This is a genomic window from Achromobacter sp. 1011791174 (genome assembly GCF_059760925.1).
The window spans coordinates 1-17,885 of record NZ_JCBANH010000068.1 but is presented as its reverse complement, the minus strand read 5'-3'; the positions used below and the strand labels follow the sequence as shown (position 1 = coordinate 17,885).

Sequence of the window (17,885 nt, the reverse complement as noted above, 5' to 3'; positions counted from 1 at the left end):
GCGAGGATGCAAGCGCTGGAATCCCTGAACCCGACCCTGGTGCTGGCCATGGCGCTGACCCTGGTGGCCGTCGCCATGCTGGTCCTGGGCGTCAGCATGGTGCGTCGCCTGCGCGGCCAGGGCCGCAGCCGCCAGGTCGTCGACCAGGCGCTGGCCACTCGCAGCGGACGGTCCAAGGCGGCTGAGGCCGAGGAGCCGGGCCGCCTGGCCGCCGCGGCGCGCGCAGCGGATTCCTTCGGCAAGCGCCTGACGGAAGGGCGGCTGGCCGAAGCCCTGCTGGCGTCGGAGGACCGCAAGTTGGTCGATATGGCGGGCTACGCGAATCCGGTGGCGGCGCGGTCGCGCTTCGTGGCGGCGCGCTTCGTGCTGGCCATCCTGCTGCCCATCGCGGCGGTGGTGCTGGACCTGGAGAAGAATCTGATCGATTCCTCGGTCGGCGTGCTGATCGCGGCCTTCCTGGGTTTCGCCGTGGGCTACATGTTGCCGAAGATCTTCGTGCGCCGGCGGCTGGCGCGCCGGCGGCGGCAGGCGGCCGACGAACTGCCGCTGCTGATCGACCTGCTGCGCCTGCTGCAGGGCGTGGGCCTGTCCATCGACCAGAGCCTGCAGGTGCTGGTCAAGGAATTCGCCCAGGTACTGCCGGTGCTGTCCTATGAGCTGCGGCTGGCGACCGAGCTGCACGTGCGCGGACGCACGCGCGAGCAATCGCTGGCGCGGCTGGCGTCGGGCTTCGACAACGACGATATCTCGGCCATCTGCCGATTGATCGCGCAGGTGGACCAGCATGGCGGCGCGGTGCAGGAGCCGCTTCAGCGCTTCGGCGAGCGGCTGCGCGACAAGCGTCGGCTGGACCTGAAGGAGAAAGTCGGCAAGACCACCGTCAAGATGACGGGGGTGATGATCGTGACCCTGCTGCCGGCCCTGTTGATCGTGACGGGTGGCGCGGGCTTCGTGGCGGTATTGCGCGGTCTGTCGCGCATGGGGGGGATGTGATGGCGGGCGGTATCGGAAGCACGATGGGCAGGCTGCGGTGGGCGGCGCTGGCGGCATTGATGGCGGGCGCGGGCCTGTCGGGGTGCAAGACCAACAACGTCGAGTCGGCGTGGCAACTGATTCAGCAGCAGCAACAGGAGCAGGCGCTGGCGCGGCAGAAGGAGGACGAGGCCGAGAACAAGCGGCGGCCCGCCGAGCCCGAGCTGATGCTGAGCATGATCGCCGAAGCGCAGCGACAGGAGCGCTATTTCGCTTCGCTGGCCTATATCGACGCCTTCCAGCAGCAGTTCGGCAATGATCCGCGTGTCGGGCCGATGCGCGCCGAGGCGCTGCGGCAGACGGGGCAGACCGCCGCCAGCGAGCAGGCGTACCGGGCCTTGCTGGGCACGCCGCAGGCCGCCGACGGTTGGCACGGGCTGGGCCTGATCGCCGGCGCGCGCGGCCAGTACGCGCAGGCGGCGGACGATTTCTCGCGCGCGGCCAAGCTGGCGCCGACGGATCCGCGCATTCTGGGCGACCTGGGCTACGCGCGCCTGCGGGCGGGCGATCCCGCCGGCGCCCGGGTGCCGCTGGGCCAGGCCGCCGAACTGGCGCCGGACAATCCCAAGGTGCTGGCCAACCTGGCCCTGTTGTTGCTGGTGGAAGGCGACGCGGTCAAGGCGCAGCGGGTGATGGACCAGGCCAGGCTGGGCGAGGAGGCGCGCGCGCAGGTCCTGCGCCTGGCTTCGGAGGTGCGCAGCCAGAATGCGCCGCCTCCGCTGGCGGACGCCACGCCCTTGCGGACGCCAGCGGCAGGCGCGGCCCCGGCGTCGCCGGTGGTGGGGCCCATGATGGACCGGCTCGGCAACGGGCCCATCGTGCGTTGAGCGCGATTGATGAGCAAACCGATATTTCCCAGGAAAACCGTCATGTTCCCAGACCCGAAACGCGTGACCCTGTGCCTGGCGCTATTCATCAGCGCGAGCGCGACGGCGCAATCGAACGCGCCCCTGACCGGCGCGATGAACGGCGGCGCGCAAGCGCAAGCCGCGCCCGTGCCGGCGGCCGACATGCCGGCGCGCCCCGTGGTGCAGCAGGTCCAGACGCCGATGCCGCCGCCCCAGGCGAGCGCGCCCGAGCCCGAGCCGCGACCTGAAGCCGTGGGCGACATCACGCGCGCGCTGTTCGAGGCGCAGGCCGACGGCCGCCGCGCGGGCGGCGCGCTGCCCATGCTGGGGCCGGTGTCCTCCGCGGCCTGGAACCGGTATCTGGAGAGTTTTTCCCATCCCATTCCCGAGTGGTTCCAGAAGCGGATGGAAACCAAGAACACCAATTAATCAGCATGCGTTCCGCGCGCCCCGGGCCGGTGCCCGGGACGCGCGGGTTCCCCGGTCCAGGCACGCCGGTCTTCGTATCCATGCGGAGTCGCGAACATGTCAACCCGCTCGATCCGTTACGTTCCTCGCTCGCGGCAGCGCGGCAGCATGACCGTCGCCGTCGTGTTCGCGGTGCTGGTGGGCCTGGTGCTGCTGGGCGTGGCGCAGCTGGGCTATGGCTACTACATGAAGCGCGAGGTCCAGAAGGCCGCGGATCTGGCCGCGCTGTCGGCCGTGCAGGTGCTGGGCACGGGCGCCGCGGCGGATTGCAGCCGCGCCAAGGCGGCGGGCGTGTCGGCGGCGCTGGCCAATCTGCCGAATATCCTGGACACCTTTTCCGCGGCCGACGTGACCGTGGATTGCAAACTGTGGGATCCGACGCGCCCGCCGGTCGGCGGCATGCCGCTGTTCGATCCGGCCAGCGGCCAGTTGCCCAATGCGATGCGCGTGCGTATCGGCAAGACGCTGGGCAATGTCATTCCCAGCGCCTTCGTCGGCGGCGACACCGTCGTGTCGGTGCAGGCGGTGGCGACCAGCACGCAGCCGGTGGCGGCCTTCACGGTCGGATCGCGGCTGCTGCGGCTGGAAAAGGGCGGGCTCCTGTCCAAGATCCTGGCCTCGGTGGGCGCAACGCCGCAGCAGCTGGACGTGCTCGACGCGGCCGGCCTGGCCACGGTCAACATCACGCCGTCCGGCTTGCTCGATGCGCTGGGCCTGCCGCTGTCGGTGGCCACTGGCGTGGGCACGCCCGCCCAGCTGGCGGCGGTCAGCAACCTGACGCTGGGCCAGTTGCTGAACGCCACGCTGACCGTGATCAACAAGGCGGGCACGGCGGCGGCCGACATCACGCTGCTGAACAATGCCATCAAGACGGTGCTGCAGGTCATGCCGCTGAACCTGCCGGTCAAGCTGTTCGGCGACGGCGGCGTGCTGGACCTGCAGGTGGTGGGCGGCAGCGTCACGTCGGCGCTGCAGGCGAACGTCAACGCGCTCAACATCCTGCAAACCGCGCTGGTGATCGCCAATGGCCAGAACCTGATCGACCTGGGGCTGAACGTGCCGCTGCTGGGCGTGCAGTCGAAGGTGCGCATCGTCGAGCCGCCGACGATCGCGGTGGGCGGCGTGGGCGCCACGGCCACCAGCGCGGGCATCCGCGTCTACCTGCGCATCAACACGAGCAATATCCCCGTGCTCGGTCCTCTCCTGGGCACGACGCTGGGGACCTGGGTCGATCTGCCAGTCATCATCGACGTGGCCCAGTCCACCGGCACGCTCGCGAAGCTGTGCCAGGCGCCGCTGACCTCGACGCAGGCCACCATCAACGTGACCTCGTCGCTGGCCAATGTCTGCCTGGGTCGTTTCCCGGGCATGACCTCCGACAGCGACACCAGTCCGGCCAACTTCCTGGCCCTGACCAACGCCTGCCAGCCGGCTTCGTTCAACACCATTCAGCGCTACAAGGTGCTCAATGTGCTGGGCATCTTGCCGCTGACCAGCAAGGTCACGCTGCCGGTCTTCAACTCGGCGGCGCCGGTGCCGGTCACGCTGACCGCGCCGCCATCGCCCAACTCCAAGGCCACCGTCAACGCCACCTCGCTGGACCTGACCAAGCTGGCCTCGAATCTGGCCGACGCGCTGATCGGCGGCATCCTGGGCGACCTGTTCAACACCGGCACGCCGCTGACCGAGCAGCAGCGCACCGATCTGGCCACCAAGCTGGTGGGCGGCGGCGGGTCGAACCCGGGCAAGTCCGTATCGGAAGTCGTCAACAACATGCAGTGGTCCACGGACGCCATGAATCAGCTCGGGCAGCGCATGAGCACGGGCGGGTTGACCGGGGTGCTGGGGGGCACGCTGCAGCTGGTGGGCAATATTCTGAGTTCGCTGCTGCTGGCGCCGCTGAGCGACCTGACCTGCGCGCTGGCGATCGTGCCGGACGCCATCCGCCAGTGCCGGGTCGGCGCCGTCAGCAGCCTGGCGTTGACCGGCGGCAATCAGGCGAGCGGCGTGCTGTCGGTCGTGGTGACGCTGCTGCAGCCGCTGCTGGACATGCTGTCGAACCTGTTGCAGCAACTGCTGAACCTGCTGGGCCTGAGCCTGGGCCAGACCGATGTGTCGCTGCTGTCGGTGGATTGCGGCAAGCCCCGGCTGGTGTATTGATCTGGAACCTCTAACTGGAAGCCCGGAAGCGGGCTGCGTGGTTTGCCAATGAATCAGAAATTCGTCCGCGAGGAGTTCGATCTGTATGTCTGGGAGGGCACTTCCGACATCGCCGCGCGCGCCGAGCGCTGCCTGGCGGGCATGGACGTGACGCTGGTGCGGGCGGACGCCGGCACGGCCTTCCCGCCGCCGCGCGATCCGGGCCGGCCCGCCGTGGCGCTGGTGTCGGTGTCGGTGATGGGTGACAACCGTTTCAGCGGTTATGACTGGCTGGCCGTGCAGGCGCTGCCCATCATCTGGGTGGCCTCCGAGGCGCGCGGCCGCGATCCGCGTTACTACCCGCCCGAATATTCCTATACCTTGCCGCTGGCTTTCACCACGGCCGACCTGCGCAAGCTGCTGTTCGAGCTGCTGGGCGTGCTGGACCAGGCCCGGCCGGCCGCGCCCCGGCGCGAGCAGCCGCTGATTGCCGTGTCCGAGCCGATGCGGGCCCTGCTGGCGGAGGCCGAGATGTACGCGGACTGTCGCAGCAACGTGCTGGTCCATGGCGAAACCGGCGTAGGCAAGGAGCGAGTGGCGCGTCTGCTGCACGACCGCGCGGCCTGGGCCGACGGCCCCTTTGTCGCGGTCAATTGCGGCGCCATTCCCGAAGGACTGTTCGAGGCGCATTTCTTCGGCCACGCCAAGGGGGCGTTCACCGGTGCCGTCGGCGCGCACAAGGGCTATTTCGAGCAGGCCAATGGCGGCACGCTGTTCCTGGACGAGATCGGCGACCTGCCGCTGTACCAGCAGGTCAAGCTGTTGCGGGTGCTGGAGCAGAGCACGGTCACGCGCCTGGGCTCGGCGACCGAAGTGCCGGTGGATTTCCGGCTGGTCGCCGCCACCAACAAGGATCTGCGAGTGCTGGTGGCGCAGGACGAGTTCCGCGCGGATCTGTACTACCGGCTGGCGGTGATCGAGTTGCGCATCCCCAGCTTGGAGCAGCGCGGGGCCGCCGAGAAGGTCGCGCTGTTCCGCTCCCTGCTGGAGCGGATGGGCGCCGGGGACGAGCCGCCGGACTGGCTGCTGGAACGCGCCGGGGCCACCCGCTACGAGGGCAATGTGCGCGAGCTGTCCAACGTGGCCGAGCGCGTGGCCATCGTCCGGCGCCAGTTCCAGTCCTGGGACCGGGCGCGCATCGAGCGCATCTTCGACCAGCTGGCCGAGCCGCTGCGCCCGCCCGCCGCGATGGGCGCGGGCGGCGCGCAGTGCGAGCCGCCGGTGTTCACCGATGCCGAACGGGCCGAGCGCGCCCGCATCCTGGCCGCGCTGGACGCCAACGGCTGGCGCCGGCAGGACACCGCCAATACCCTGGGCATCAGCCGCAAGGTGCTGTGGGAAAAGATGCGCAAACTGCATCTGGGCGGCGGGCAGGGTGAAACCGCGGACGGGATGGTGGAAGCCTCCTGAAGGCGCAATAGGGAATGGCCCGTAGAGGGTGACATCCGGGGCGGCGCGCCCTGCGCGCGCGGCAGCTTCCGGAGCAATAAATTGCTATAGTTCCGCAACGATTTTTTTGGGGTAGGCATGAACGTCCACTTTATCCGTGCCACCGCGCGCATGGCGCTGTTGGGTACGGCCCTGTCCGGTCTGGCGGCTTGCGCCAGCGCCCAGCAACCCGAAGCGGCCCGGCCCGCGGTCCAGCAGGTTGAAGACACGCAGGCGGCGTCCACGCCGGTGACGCCGCCGCCGCCCGCGCCCGCCGCGCGTCCGGCCAGCACCGTCGCCGAGCTGCAAAGCCTGATCCAGAACCGCCAGGTCTCGGAACTGCGCACGACCTACAACGGCACGTATGGCGCCAGCCTGCTGTTCAAGCCGGACGACCTGACCTATTACGTGGCCCTGTTCCAGCAGAAGGATTTCTGGCGCGTGGTCAAGACCCAGTCGGACAAGCAGGCCGAGGCCACCTACCGCGCCTTCGCCGGCCAGTCGATGGAACTGGCCGAGGTCGATATCCAGCGCATCCGCCTGCAGGCGGAGTACGCCCACAACGAGAAGCTGCTGGCCAGCCGCAACGCCCAGCTGAGCACGCTGCAGGCCGACAACACGCTGCGCATGCAGCAGGAAGAGCAGGTTGCCGCCCGCCAGCAACAATCGCGCCAGGAAGCCACCGCCCTGGCCGACCAGCAGAAGGACGTGCGCCAGCAACTGCGCGATCTGCAGCGCCAGATCGACGCCCTGCAGGCCCAGCAGGCCCAGCTCGGCGGCGCGGGCGCGTCGTCCAAGCGCGGCAGGTAAGCGCTCGTCAGTGCGTCCGGCATGCGATATGGCGGGCCCGTCTGGGCCCGCTTTCTTGTATTCTGCCGGGTGATCCTCATATAGACCCCATGGCACTCAAAGTTTTCGACCTCCAGTGCGAGCACAGCCACATCTTCGAAGGCTGGTTCGGTTCGCACGAAGACTACGACGCGCAGCAGGCGCGAGGTCTGGTCACGTGCCCTGTCTGCGGGTCGGCATCGATCACCAAGCGCCTGTCGGCGCCTCGGCTGAACGTCGCGCACCTGCACGCGCCTGAGCCCGCGCCCCAGCAGCGGCAGGCCGAAGCGCCCGCCGGGGCGTCCGAGGCCCAGAAAATAGCGGCCCTGCAGGCCGCCGTCCTGACCCAGGTGCGGGCAATGCTGCGCAACACCGAGAATGTCGGCGCGCGTTTCGCCGAAGAGGCGCGCCGCATCCACGAGGGCGAGGCCGACGAACGCCCCATTCGCGGGACCGCGTCGCGCGAAGAGCGCGAGGCGCTGGCCGAGGACGGCATCGAGGTCATGGCGCTGCCTGACTTCCTGGACGACGACCGGCTGCAATAGGCGCGGGCCAACCAGGCGATAAACGCCCGGTCAACAAACGTCGGGCGCGGACTCATCCCCGAACGACAGGCAAAAAAAAGCCAGACCGAAGGTCTGGCTTTTTCGCTTGCGGCCGGGATCAGTTGTTGACGCGGCTGCGGTACTCGTTCGTGCGGGTGTCGATTTCGATCTTGTCGCCGATGGCGCAGAACAGCGGCACGTTCAGTTCGTAGCCGGTGTTGATCTTGGCGGGCTTGAGCACCTTGCCCGAGGTGTCGCCGCGCACGGCCGGCTCGGTGTAGGTGATTTCGCGCACGATGACCGTGGGCAGTTCCACCGAGATGGCGCGGCCGTCGTAGAAGACCACTTCCACGGGCATCGACTCTTCCAGGTAGTTCAGGGCGTCGCCCATGCTGTCGGCTTCGATTTCGTACTGGTTGTACTCTTCGTCCATGAAGACGTACATCGGGTCGCCGAAGTAGGAGTAGGTGCACTCCTTGCGTTCCAGTTGGACGACTTCGAACTTTTCGTCGGCCTTGTAGACCGATTCGCTGGCGGCGCCGGTCAGCAGGTTCTTGAACTTCAGCTTCACAACGGCGGCGTTGCGGCCGGACTTGTTGTATTCAGCCTTCTGGACGACCAGCGGGTCCTTGCCGACCATGGCCACGTTGCCGACTCGCAATTCCTGAGCGGTTTTCATCGATAAAACTCCGGGGGGTAAGGGGTGCACTCGCCGTGCTTGCACAAATCACCGCCTTGTCGACCCTGGTCCGCCATCGCCATCATCTGGCGGGCGGATGCGGGATTTCACGCGGGTTTTCGATCTTGTGCACACCCCGGGAGGCGTCAGTATTTTGAGGCCCGATCGCGTCAGGGCTTCTCAGAAAACTCTCTATTCTAGCGTTTCTTGGCCAACTCTGCGCAAAATGCGGCCAGATTTTCCGCCAGATCGGGCCGGTCGGCCTGGGCTGCGTCCCAGTCACGGGCGGCCCGGGCCCAGGCCTGCCAGGCCTCGGGCGCCAGGGCGGCGGCCAGGGCCGGACCAAGGGCTTGCGGGCTGTCGGGCTGGTTCCAGGCCCGGATCAGCGCCCGGGCGCCTTCGGTGGCGGGGTAGCGGGCCAACCAGGCCTCGAGCTTGTCCAGATGGACCTGGTCGTGCTGTGGGTAGATCTGCCAGACCAGCGGACGCGCGGCCCAGGCGGCTCGCACGAAGGAATCCTCGCCGCGCACGAAGTTCAGGTCGGCGCACCACAGCAGGCGGTCGAAGTCCGGCTGGCTGACGAAGGGCAGCCGGACCAGGGCGGGGCGGCCCGGCGCGGCGCATGCCGCTTCCAGGCCGGGCGCCACGCCTTCGGGCGCCAGCAGCACGGTCGGGCGCGGATCGGCGGCCAGGGCCGAGGCCAGTGCGTCGACCGGCGCGTCCGGATAGCAAAACAGGGACACGAGGCGGGCGCCGTCGCGCCGGCGCGACAGCGCGTGCTGCGGCACGCCCAGCGCGCGCAGCACGGACTCCTGTTGTTCGGACGAGGCCTGCAGCGCGTCGCGTTCGGCGGACAGGCCGGGCTCGCGCAGCAGTCCGCCCGTGGCCGGAGTGAAGCCGGGAAAGTAGAAATGCTTGACCAGCCCGTCGGGCCGTTGCGACGGCAGGCCGTGACAGCTTTCGATCCAGGCTTCGGCGCTCAGGTATTCCAGGTTGATCCAGACCGGATGGACCTGGCGCATGGCATCCAGGAAGGCGTCGGGCGGATCGCAGGCGAAGGCCTCGATCACCACGTCGCCGGGCGTCAGGTCGGCGGGCGGCGCCTGCGTCCAGTGGACGATGTCGATGCCCAGGCATTGCTGGCGCGCCTGTTCCGGGTCCAGCCCGGGCTGGATGCGGGCGAAGGCCCGCAGGTCGTCGACCCACAGGCGCGGCCGCCAGCCCGGAACCTGGGCCAGCCGGCGGGCCAGGCGCCAGCACACGCCGATGTCGCCGTAGTTGTCGACGACCCGGCAGAAGATGTCGGCCCGCATCGCGCTTCCTAGTGGAACTTGGCCGGCGCGGCCTCGGCGTCCTCGGGCAGCTCGGCGTGCACCAGTTCGCCCAGCGGATTCGGGAAGTAGGGCGCGCCGCAGTCCTCGCAGTAGTCGGGCGGCAGCAGGCCGGGAATGCGGCGCACGTCGTTGACGCCGTATTCCTTGAGCAGCGCGGCGATTTCGTCGACCACGTCCGGCTGGCCTTCGTCGGCCGGCAGGTCTTCCTCGCGCCCGTACAGCGGCCAGACGCAGCCGTAGTACACGTCGTTGCTGTTGCGCGCGGTGAAGCCGATGCGGTATTCGTCGATCCTGCTTTCGCCGCAGCCGGCCACCACGGCCCGCAGTTGCGAGGCTTCGAGATTGACCGCGCCTTCGAGCCAGCTGATGGCGGCGCGCAGCGACAGCGGGCGCACGCGCCGGTCGGCTTCGCGGTTGCTCACGTAATAAGCGTCCGGCAGCAGCGATTCGAAGCCGCAGCCGGGCAGCAGGGCGGCCAGCGTGGGCTGGGCCTGCGCGGCCCATTGTTGCTGGCAGGCTTCGCGGCTGGCGTCGGCGTCGCCAATCTGTTCCTGCCAGCGGAAGATGGGGGCGTGCTCGGGCACGGCCACCGCGGCGACGATGTAGCGGGTGTCCGCCAGCATGTTCGCCGTTTCGGCCTCGGTGTTCAGCGCCGGTTTCATGGTTTCGGCGCCCAGCGCCTGGGTGCCCAGGCGTTGCAGCCACTGCCAGGTTTCGGAGAAGGTACGCGGCATCTGGTCCACGCTGACCAGCCAGGGCATGAGCGCCGCGCGCGCCTGGGTGGACAGCACATGGCCGTGCAGCTGGGCCAGCACCGCCTGCTGCGCGCTGGCGGAGATGGCGCCGGTCGGGATCGCGTAGCGCGTCCAGGCCACCACCGGGGCCACCACCAGCAATACATCGTGGCGCACGCCGTTCTTGTCGATCTTGGTGGATTCGGACAGGGTTTCCGCCTGTTCGATCAGCACCTCGTAAGCGCCGACATCGGCCTGCGCCAGATGGTCCAGCGCGGCTTCGAGCGGGGCGTCTTGCCCGGCCTTGAGCAGCTTCGGGATGGCTTCGGCCAGCTGGGCTTCCCAGAAGATGTCCTCGACGCGGCTGCCCGAGCGGTTGAGCGCCTGGGCAAGCGTGATCAGACGGCTGGCGTCACGGGTCAGGCGGGGAGCGGATTGGCTGCGGGAACGGGCCATGACTTCTATGGGCATCCAGTGAGTGTGCAACAGCGTAGTTTAACGCCCGCGCTGAACCGGATCATTGCGGTGTCGGCCGTGGCCGCGCGCAGGCGCATGGATGCTGGCGCCCGGGCGGGGGGAAGGCGATTGCGGCACGCCTTTTCGTGCGCGCGCGGCGCGGCTGCAAAAACGGTGGGAGGTATTGATCCGATTTTGGCAACAGAGCATGTCGAAATTCCATATTTATTGCTCAATCAAATCGGAAGAAAATGTTGTCATCGGATTTTATTCAGGAGGCAGCGCCATGCGTTGGCCCACGCTTTTCGTTTCCCACGGTTCCCCTATGCTGGCCGTCGAGCCCGGTCTGACCGGCCCCGCGCTGGCCGCCTGGAGCCAGGCGCAGGGCCGCAAGCCGCGCGCCATCCTGGTGGTGTCGCCGCACTGGATGGGCCATGGCCTGGCCCTGTCCACGCGCGACCAACAGGTGGCCTGGCACGATTTCGGCGGTTTTCCGCCGGAGCTGTACACGTTGCAATACGCCGCGCCCGGTTCGCCGGAACTGGCCGCGCGCGCGCAGGCGCTGCTGGCCGACGCCGGCATCGCCGCCGACCGTGATCCGCGCCGTCCGCTGGACCATGGCGCCTGGGTGCCGCTGCGCTACCTGTATCCCGAGGTCGACGTGCCGGTGGTGCAGTTGTCGCTGGACATGGAGCGCGACGCCGCCGGGCAGCTCGAACTGGGCCGCGCGCTGGCGCCGCTGCGCGACGAGGACGTGCTGATCATCGGCTCGGGTTCGCTGACGCACAATCTGCGCGATGTGCGCATGCCGCAGGATGCGCCGCCGGCGTCGTATGTGCCGGCGTTCCAGCAATGGTATGCCGGCCGTCTGGCCGACCATGACCTGCCGGCGCTGCTGGACTGGCAGGCGCGGGCGCCGGGCGCGGCGCAGGCCCATCCGCATGACGATCACCTGATGCCGCTCTACGTGGCGTTGGGCGCGGGCGGCGGGCGGGCCACGCGGCTGAACGACGAGATTTCCTATGGCGCCCTGGCGATGGATGCCTATGCCTTCGATTGACAGAGGCCGCTCGGGCTACCCGAGCGGGTTCGGGGCCTAAGGATAAAAGGCCCGTCGAAACCCGTAGCAGACGGGGGGCGCGTCGCGCCCGGACGCGCTTGCCTACGGTTTGTTACCCGGTGTGGTTTGAAATTTCAAAGCGCCTGCGCATAATGGCTGCCGCCCGTATCCGCGGGCGTTTTCCTTTCTGGACGCATGCCGGAGCCTTCCGGCCGGGAGTGTAGAGATCGTGAATGCGCATATCGTGAAATCCGCGTGTCTGGCCGCCATCGCGGCGTCGCTGGCGACGTCGTCGCCGGCCTGGGCCGAGGACGTGAAGGGATCCAAGGACCATCCCGCGCTGACCCGCTTCGAGGGCGCCGAGATCCGCGCCTACGAACACAAGGACTTCGACGAAGCCGTGATGCCCGACCGGCCGATCCCGCGCGAAGCCGAGGCCAAGGGCCTGGAGCTGGAGGGCAAGCTGACCCGCATCTCCTACCGCATCGACGGCAAGAAATCGGCGCTGGAGGTCTACCGCAATTATCAGGGCGCGTTGCAGGCCGGCGGTTTCAAGACCCTGTTCGAATGCAAGGGCGACGAGCAGTGCGGCGGCGATTTCCAGTCCTTCGTCATCAACGGCGGAAAGGTACGCCAGCCCGGCCAGGGCGATGCCACGTTCGGCGGCAAGTACTACGTGGTGCTGGCCAAGAAGGAAGCGCCCGGCGGCGATATCTACGTGTTCCTGGACGTGATGGAAGATGGCTCCAACCACATCACGCCGGTGTTCCAGCAAGTGCTCGAAACCAAGCCGATGCAGACGGGGCAGGTCCAGGTGCTGGACATGGCCGCCATGCAGAAGTCGCTGGCCGAATCGGGCCGCGTCGCGGTCTATGGCGTGTACTTCGATACCGACAAGGCCGAGGTCAAGCCCGAGTCGAAGGCGGCGCTGGACGAGATGGGCAAGCTGCTCAACGCCAATCCGAACCTGAAGGTCTACGTGGTGGGCCACACCGACAACCAGGGCACGCTGGCCGGCAACCTGGACCTGTCGCAAAAGCGCGCCGACGCCGTGGTCAAGGCGCTGGAGTCCGGCTACAAGATTCCGGCCGCGCGCCTGTCGCCGCGCGGCGTGGCCTCGCTGGCGCCGGTGGCCGCCAATGACGCCGAGGCCGGCCGCGCGAAGAACCGCCGCGTCGAGCTGGTCAGCCAGTGACGACACGCCACCGAGGCATGGCCCGGTGATCAAAAAAGCCCCCGGAACCGCGAGGTTCCGGGGGCTTTTGCCTTGATGGCCCGCGCGGGGCCCGGGCTCAGGCCGCCAGCAGCTGGCGCAGCACGAAGGGCAGGATGCCGCCGTGCTGGTAGTAGTCCACCTCGATCGGCGTGTCGATGCGCAGCAGCACGGTCACGTCCTGCTTGGAACCGTCCTTGCGGGTGATCGTCAGCGTCACGTCCTGCATCGGCTTGATGCCGTTTTCCAGGCCGGAGATGTCGTAGGTTTCCTCGCCGGTGATGCCCAGCGACTGCACGCTGTCGTTGCCCTTGAACTGCAGCGGCAGCACGCCCATGCCGACCAGGTTGCTGCGGTGGATGCGCTCGAAGCTGCGGGTGATCACGGCCTTCACGCCCAGCAGCTGGGTGCCCTTGGCGGCCCAGTCGCGCGACGAGCCGGTGCCGTACTCCTCGCCGCCGAACACCACGGTGGGCGTGCCGGCCGCGACGTACTTCATGGCCGCGTCATAGATGGACATCTGTTCGCCGGTGGGCTGGAACAGGGTCTCGCCGCCTTCGAAGCGGCTGCCGTCCGGCAGCGCGGGAATCATGAGGTTCTTGATGCGCACGTTGGCGAAGGTGCCGCGCATCATGATCTCGTGGTTGCCGCGGCGCGAGCCGTAGCTGTTGAAGTCGGCCTTCATCACGCCGTGTTCCTTGAGCCACTTGCCGGCGGGCGAGGTTTCCTTGATGGAGCCGGCCGGCGAGATGTGGTCGGTGGTGACCGAGTCGCCGAACACGCCCAGCGCGCGCGCGCCCTTGACGGTCGGCGTGGCGCCCGGCGTCATGCCGAAGTCCTGGAAGAACGGCGGCTCGGCGATGTAGGTCGAGTCGGGCCAGTTGTAGGTGTCGCCGGTGACGCCCTTGATGTGTTCCCAGAGTTCGCCGGGGTTGCTCTTGACCTGGCCGTAGTTGGCCTGGAAGGCCTTGGGATCCAGCGCGAACTTGAGCAGCGCGTCGATTTCCTCGGTGCTCGGCCAGATGTCGCCCAGCCACACGTCGCCGTGCTTGCCTTGGCCCACGGGTTCGGTCATCAGGTCGCGCGTGATGGTGCCGGCCAGGGCATAGGCCACGACCAGCGGCGGCGATGCCAGGAAGTTGGCCTTGATGTTCGGGTGGATGCGAGCCTCGAAGTTGCGATTGCCCGACAGCACGGCGGCGCAGACCAGGTCGTTGCCGATGATGGCCTCGTTCAGGTCCGGGGTCAGGTCGCCGGCGTTGCCGATGCAGGTGGTGCAGCCGTAGGCGGCCACGTCGAAGCCCAGCTTTTCCAGGTAGGGCAGGAGGCCCGTCTTGGTCAGGTATTCGGTGACCACGCGCGATCCGGGGGCCAGCGAGGTCTTGATGTGCTTGGGCACGGTCAGGCCGGCTTCGACGGCCTTCTTGGCCAGCAGGCCGGCCGCCAGCAGCACGCTGGGGTTGGACGTGTTGGTGCAGGACGTGATGGCCGCGATCAGGATGTCGCCGTTCTTGACCTTGGTGCCGGCGCTGGTGGTGTAGGTCTGGCCGAGCTTGTCGGCGGGCTGGTTGAAGCCGTTTTCGGCGACCGGCTTGGAGAACAGATCGATGAAGGTGTTCTTGACGTTGCCGATCTCGATGCGGTCCTGCGGACGCTTCGGGCCGGCCAGCGACGGCGCCACGGTGGACAGGTCCAGCGTCAGCAGCTTGGTGAAGTTGATGTCCTTGGCCTTGGGCACGCCGAACATCTTCTGGGCCTTGAAATAGGCCTCGAAGGCGGCGATCTCGGCTTCGGTGCGGCCGGTGCCGCGGAAGTAGTCGATGGTGCGTTCGTCGACCGGGAAGAAGCCCATGGTCGCGCCGTATTCCGGCGCCATGTTGCCGATGGTGGCGCGTTCGGCCACGGACAGGCTGGCGGTGCCTTCGCCACAGAATTCGACGAACTTGCCCACCACTTTTTCACGGCGCAGCATTTCGGTGATGGTCAGCACCAGGTCGGTGGCGGTGACGCCGCCGCGCAGTTTGCCCTTGAGCTCCACGCCGACCACGTCGGGGGTCAGGAAGTACACGGGCTGGCCCAGCATGCCGGCCTCGGCCTCGATGCCGCCCACGCCCCAGCCGACCACGCCGATGCCGTTGATCATGGTGGTGTGGCTGTCGGTGCCCACCAGCGAGTCGGGGTAGTAGACGTTGTGCTTCTTGTCCTGGTGCACGCCGCGCGCCAGGTATTCCAGGTTGACTTGGTGGACGATGCCGAAGCCCGGGGGCACCACGCCGAAGGTGTCGAAGGCCTGCATGCCCCACTTCATGAACTGGTAGCGCTCCTGGTTGCGCTTGAATTCCAGCTTCATGTTCAGGTCCAGCGCGTTCTTGGTGCCGAAGTAGTCGATCATGACCGAGTGGTCGACCACCAGATCGACCGGCACCAGCGGCTCGATGCTCTTGGGGCTCTTGCCCATCTGGTCGGCCACCGAGCGCATGGCGGCGATGTCGGCCAGCAGCGGCACGCCGGTGAAGTCCTGCAGCACCACGCGCGCCACCACGAAGGGGATCTCATCCTCGCGCTTGGCGTTGGCCTGCCAGTTGGCCAGCTGCCTGACGTGCTCTTCGGTGACTTTCTTGCCGTCGCAGTTGCGCAGCACCGACTCCAGCACGATGCGGATGGAGACGGGCAGCCGCTGCACGTCCACGCCCAGGGCCTTGCCCAGGGCCGGCAGCGAATAGTACTGACAGGACTTGTCGCCGATCTTGAAATTCTTCAGGGTGTCGAGGGTGTTGTGCGGCATGATGGACTCCATGGTTTCGCCCGCGTGAAGCCGGCATTTTCTGGCGTTTTGGCGCGTTTGTCATTCTAAGCGTGACAAGCTCGCGGCGGACCTTATGTCTTATATCTTATATAAGACTTGGGTGGCGCGTCAAAGTTCCGGCCCTGCCCAAACCGGGCCCGAGGCCGTCCGGTCCGCCTCGCGCGCCGCCGCCAACGCGCGAGGCGGCGGGCGCATCCCCGCGGGGACCCTGTTTTTTACCAAGAAAGTCCTGCAAGCGTATGGCGGCCGGCACGCGGCGGGCGTTCAACCCAGCCGCGCGGGCAATTCGGCGATGGCGAAGTCCAGGAACCGCCGCAGGGCCAGCGGCGTGCCTCGGCGGGCGGGCATGACCGCGTAGATGCGGGCCGGCGCGGCGGTCCAGGACGGCAGCAGGGCGACGAGGTCGCCGCGCGCCAGCGAGGCCGCGCACAGATAGTGCGGCAGCAGCGCGATGCCCAGGCCGGCGCGCGCCATCTCGCGCACCGCGGCCGGATTGTTGCTCAGGCTGCGGGGCGTGAACTCCAGCGACTCCCGCTCGCCCGAAGGATGGCTGAATTGCCAGTTCTGCAGGCTGTCCTGCGTGGCATGGGCCAGCAGCGGCAGCGCGGTCAGGTCGCGCGGACGGCGCAGGTCGGCGCGCGCCAGGTCCGGCGCGGCGACCAGGACCAGCGGAACCGGGGCCAGTTCGCGCGCCACCAGTCGCGAGTCCGTCAGCGAGGCGCCCTGTGCGCGGAAGGCCAGGTCGTAGCCTTCACCCACCAGGTCGATGATCTGGTCGCGGGTGTCCAGCAGCACGCGCACGCGAGGGTGCTGCTGGCAGTAGCGTCCGATCAGGTCGCCCAGCAGCGTGACCGCCAGGGCCGACGGCGCCGTGATGCGCAGCAGCCCGCTGGGCGTGTCGCCCATCGATGCCGCCAGGTCATAGGCCGTGCGCGCCTCGCGCGCCATGGCGCGGGCGTGCACATAGATCTGTTCGCCCATGGGCGTCAGCGAGATATGCCGGGTATTGCGTTGCAGCAGGCGCAGCCCCAACCGGGCTTCAAGGTCCGCCACGCGCCGGCTGAGTTTGGAGCGCTGCAGGCCCAGGATGCGGGCGGCGGCGGAGAAGCCGCCTTTTTCCACCACCTCGCTAAAAAGCAGCAGGTCGTCCAGGTGGTGAATATGGGAAGTCATAAAGGAAACATGTGTTGAGATTGTCCTGACAAGCAGGACAATTATTCCTGAAATTGGCCTCTATTGTCTGGCATGCGGAACGCCTAAGCTGTGCGCCACGCAACAATCAGGCAGCATATTCTTGACGATTCTTCTCAGCCCGCTGGTCGCCAGCCAGGCCCAGCCGGTCGGCGAGGCCTGTTCCATCCGCCAGTTCCGCCACACCGATTTCCCCCTGGGCATGTCGCCGCTGGTGCTGGTGGACCATTTCGTGATGACGGGTCCGACCTTCGCGCCGCATCCGCACGCCGGCATTTCCGCGGTGACGCTGTTGTTCGAGGACAGCCAGGGCGTGATGCAAAGCCTGGACAGCGTGCGCAACGACCACGAGATCCGCGCGGGCGACCTGCACTGGACCCTGGCCGGCAAGGGCGTCGTGCATACGCAGCAGCCGGTCGGCCCGGCCCGGCTCAACGGTCTGCAGATGTTCGTGAACCTGCCCGAGCGTCTGAAAGGGCTGCCTCCGGCGACGTCGCTACTGCGCGCCTGGGAAATGCCCATCATCCAGAGCGACGCGGGCCGGGTGCGCGTGGTGTCGGGCGCCTATGACGGCTGGGAGTCGCCGCCGCTGGGTCCCGAGCCGCTGCTGATCCTGGACATCTGGCTGCGCCCCGGCGCCACTCGCCTGGTGCCGCTGCCCGACGGCTGGAATGCCTGGGTCTACGCGGTGCAGGGCGACCTGGGCCTGCGCGCGCGCCACCAGCTCGGGCCCGGCGCGGCGCCGGCCGCCAGGCGGCAGGGGGAGGATCCGGACTTCGCCGTCCTGCATACGGGTTCGGCCGTGGCGGCCTCGGCCGACGGCGACGGCATGCTGCTGCTGATCGCCGGCCGGGCGCCGGCGCACATCGTCCTGATCGCCGGGCCCGTCATCGACGAGCCCGTGATCCAGCGCGGCCCATTCGTGATGGCTTCGCAGCGCGCGCTGGAAGAGGCCATGCGGGCCTACGACGCGGGCGATTTCGGACGGATCCGAGATGACGGGGCGGCGCCGGGCAGGCCCGCGGAGCCGGCCGGCGCGGGCTGAGCCGGCCGCCGCCGCGGCG

Annotated in this window: 15 protein-coding genes; 10 read left to right on the top strand and 5 right to left on the bottom strand. The window is 68.2% G+C overall.

Annotated elements, in window-relative coordinates:
- Window positions 1–6: 6 nt before the first annotated feature.
- The 7 genes from AC6LJ5_RS20975 (at window position 7) to AC6LJ5_RS20945 (ending at window position 7,348) form a co-directional block, all read left to right on the top strand.
- The gene (locus AC6LJ5_RS20975; protein ID WP_498141496.1) at window positions 7–993 is read left to right on the top strand and encodes a type II secretion system F family protein; all 987 of its coding nucleotides are present in this window, start codon (window positions 7–9) and stop codon (window positions 991–993) included.
- 23 nt (window positions 994–1,016) lie between these two features.
- Window positions 1,017–1,859: a tetratricopeptide repeat protein gene (locus tag AC6LJ5_RS20970; RefSeq protein WP_498141495.1), complete on the top strand. Its 843-nt coding sequence runs from the start codon at window positions 1,017–1,019 to the stop codon at window positions 1,857–1,859.
- 42 nt (window positions 1,860–1,901) lie between these two features.
- A complete protein-coding gene (locus tag AC6LJ5_RS20965; RefSeq protein WP_103275419.1) occupies window positions 1,902–2,309 on the top strand; it encodes a DUF3613 domain-containing protein in 408 nt (135 codons plus the stop codon).
- A 96-nt stretch (window positions 2,310–2,405) separates the two neighbouring features.
- On the top strand, window positions 2,406–4,508 hold the full coding sequence (locus AC6LJ5_RS20960; protein ID WP_392410920.1) for a pilus assembly protein TadG-related protein: 2,103 nt from the start codon (window positions 2,406–2,408) through the stop codon (window positions 4,506–4,508).
- Between the two features lie 48 nt (window positions 4,509–4,556).
- Entirely contained in the window at window positions 4,557–5,957 is a 1,401-nt protein-coding gene (locus tag AC6LJ5_RS20955) for a sigma 54-interacting transcriptional regulator (RefSeq protein ID WP_392410919.1), read from the top strand.
- A gap of 117 nt (window positions 5,958–6,074) precedes the next feature.
- Window positions 6,075–6,785: a DUF2968 domain-containing protein gene (locus AC6LJ5_RS20950; RefSeq protein WP_103275416.1), complete on the top strand. Its 711-nt coding sequence runs from the start codon at window positions 6,075–6,077 to the stop codon at window positions 6,783–6,785.
- Between the two features lie 89 nt (window positions 6,786–6,874).
- Complete coding sequence (locus AC6LJ5_RS20945; RefSeq protein ID WP_498141494.1) at window positions 6,875–7,348, top strand: DUF1178 family protein; 474 nt, start codon at window positions 6,875–6,877, stop codon at window positions 7,346–7,348.
- Between the two features lie 118 nt (window positions 7,349–7,466).
- Here the strand turns inward: AC6LJ5_RS20945 and efp are convergent, their stop codons facing one another.
- From efp to AC6LJ5_RS20930, 3 genes are all read right to left on the bottom strand, one after another.
- On the bottom strand, window positions 7,467–8,027 hold the full coding sequence (gene efp, locus AC6LJ5_RS20940; RefSeq protein ID WP_103275414.1) for an elongation factor P: 561 nt from the start codon (window positions 8,025–8,027) through the stop codon (window positions 7,467–7,469).
- A 197-nt stretch (window positions 8,028–8,224) separates the two neighbouring features.
- Complete coding sequence (gene earP, locus AC6LJ5_RS20935; RefSeq protein WP_498141493.1) at window positions 8,225–9,340, bottom strand: elongation factor P maturation arginine rhamnosyltransferase EarP; 1,116 nt, start codon at window positions 9,338–9,340, stop codon at window positions 8,225–8,227.
- A gap of 8 nt (window positions 9,341–9,348) precedes the next feature.
- Window positions 9,349–10,551, bottom strand: a complete 1,203-nt coding sequence (locus AC6LJ5_RS20930; protein WP_392410915.1) for a DUF2863 family protein — start codon at window positions 10,549–10,551, stop codon at window positions 9,349–9,351.
- 286 nt (window positions 10,552–10,837) lie between these two features.
- On the opposite strand from AC6LJ5_RS20930, the gene AC6LJ5_RS20925 reads away from it, so the two are divergent.
- Both AC6LJ5_RS20925 and AC6LJ5_RS20920 read left to right on the top strand, forming a co-directional pair.
- A complete protein-coding gene (locus tag AC6LJ5_RS20925; RefSeq protein WP_103275411.1) occupies window positions 10,838–11,611 on the top strand; it encodes a DODA-type extradiol aromatic ring-opening family dioxygenase in 774 nt (257 codons plus the stop codon).
- A gap of 229 nt (window positions 11,612–11,840) precedes the next feature.
- Window positions 11,841–12,806 (top strand): OmpA family protein, encoded by a 966-nt coding sequence (locus AC6LJ5_RS20920; protein ID WP_498141492.1) that lies wholly within the window; start codon window positions 11,841–11,843, stop codon window positions 12,804–12,806.
- A 97-nt stretch (window positions 12,807–12,903) separates the two neighbouring features.
- Here the strand turns inward: AC6LJ5_RS20920 and acnA are convergent, their stop codons facing one another.
- Together acnA and AC6LJ5_RS20910 are read right to left on the bottom strand one after the other, a co-directional pair.
- Window positions 12,904–15,609, bottom strand: a complete 2,706-nt coding sequence (acnA, locus tag AC6LJ5_RS20915) for an aconitate hydratase AcnA (protein WP_498141491.1) — start codon at window positions 15,607–15,609, stop codon at window positions 12,904–12,906.
- Between the two features lie 285 nt (window positions 15,610–15,894).
- Window positions 15,895–16,803: a LysR substrate-binding domain-containing protein gene (locus AC6LJ5_RS20910; protein WP_103275409.1), complete on the bottom strand. Its 909-nt coding sequence runs from the start codon at window positions 16,801–16,803 to the stop codon at window positions 15,895–15,897.
- A gap of 121 nt (window positions 16,804–16,924) precedes the next feature.
- Between AC6LJ5_RS20910 and AC6LJ5_RS20905 the strand changes: the two genes are divergently transcribed.
- Entirely contained in the window at window positions 16,925–17,866 is a 942-nt protein-coding gene (locus AC6LJ5_RS20905) for a pirin family protein (RefSeq protein WP_498141490.1), read from the top strand.
- Window positions 17,867–17,885 lie beyond the last annotated feature (19 nt).

Excerpts from the sequence above, each read along its gene's own strand:
- AC6LJ5_RS20965 (WP_103275419.1), top strand. The coding sequence starts at position 1,902 with ATGTTCCCAGACCCGAAACGCGTGACCCTGTGCCTGGCGCTATTCATC.
- AC6LJ5_RS20955 (WP_392410919.1), top strand. The coding sequence starts at position 4,557 with ATGAATCAGAAATTCGTCCGCGAGGAGTTCGATCTGTATGTCTGGGAG.
- AC6LJ5_RS20950 (WP_103275416.1), top strand. The coding sequence starts at position 6,075 with ATGAACGTCCACTTTATCCGTGCCACCGCGCGCATGGCGCTGTTGGGT.
- AC6LJ5_RS20960 (WP_392410920.1), top strand. The coding sequence starts at position 2,406 with ATGTCAACCCGCTCGATCCGTTACGTTCCTCGCTCGCGGCAGCGCGGC.
- AC6LJ5_RS20930 (WP_392410915.1), bottom strand. The coding sequence starts at position 10,551 with ATGGCCCGTTCCCGCAGCCAATCCGCTCCCCGCCTGACCCGTGACGCC.
- AC6LJ5_RS20970 (WP_498141495.1), top strand. The coding sequence starts at position 1,017 with ATGGGCAGGCTGCGGTGGGCGGCGCTGGCGGCATTGATGGCGGGCGCG.
- earP (WP_498141493.1), bottom strand. The coding sequence starts at position 9,340 with ATGCGGGCCGACATCTTCTGCCGGGTCGTCGACAACTACGGCGACATC.
- efp (WP_103275414.1), bottom strand. The coding sequence starts at position 8,027 with ATGAAAACCGCTCAGGAATTGCGAGTCGGCAACGTGGCCATGGTCGGC.
- AC6LJ5_RS20945 (WP_498141494.1), top strand. The coding sequence starts at position 6,875 with ATGGCACTCAAAGTTTTCGACCTCCAGTGCGAGCACAGCCACATCTTC.
- AC6LJ5_RS20925 (WP_103275411.1), top strand. The coding sequence starts at position 10,838 with ATGCGTTGGCCCACGCTTTTCGTTTCCCACGGTTCCCCTATGCTGGCC.
- AC6LJ5_RS20910 (WP_103275409.1), bottom strand. The coding sequence starts at position 16,803 with ATGACTTCCCATATTCACCACCTGGACGACCTGCTGCTTTTTAGCGAG.
- acnA (WP_498141491.1), bottom strand. The coding sequence starts at position 15,609 with ATGCCGCACAACACCCTCGACACCCTGAAGAATTTCAAGATCGGCGAC.
- AC6LJ5_RS20975 (WP_498141496.1), top strand. The coding sequence starts at position 7 with ATGCAAGCGCTGGAATCCCTGAACCCGACCCTGGTGCTGGCCATGGCG.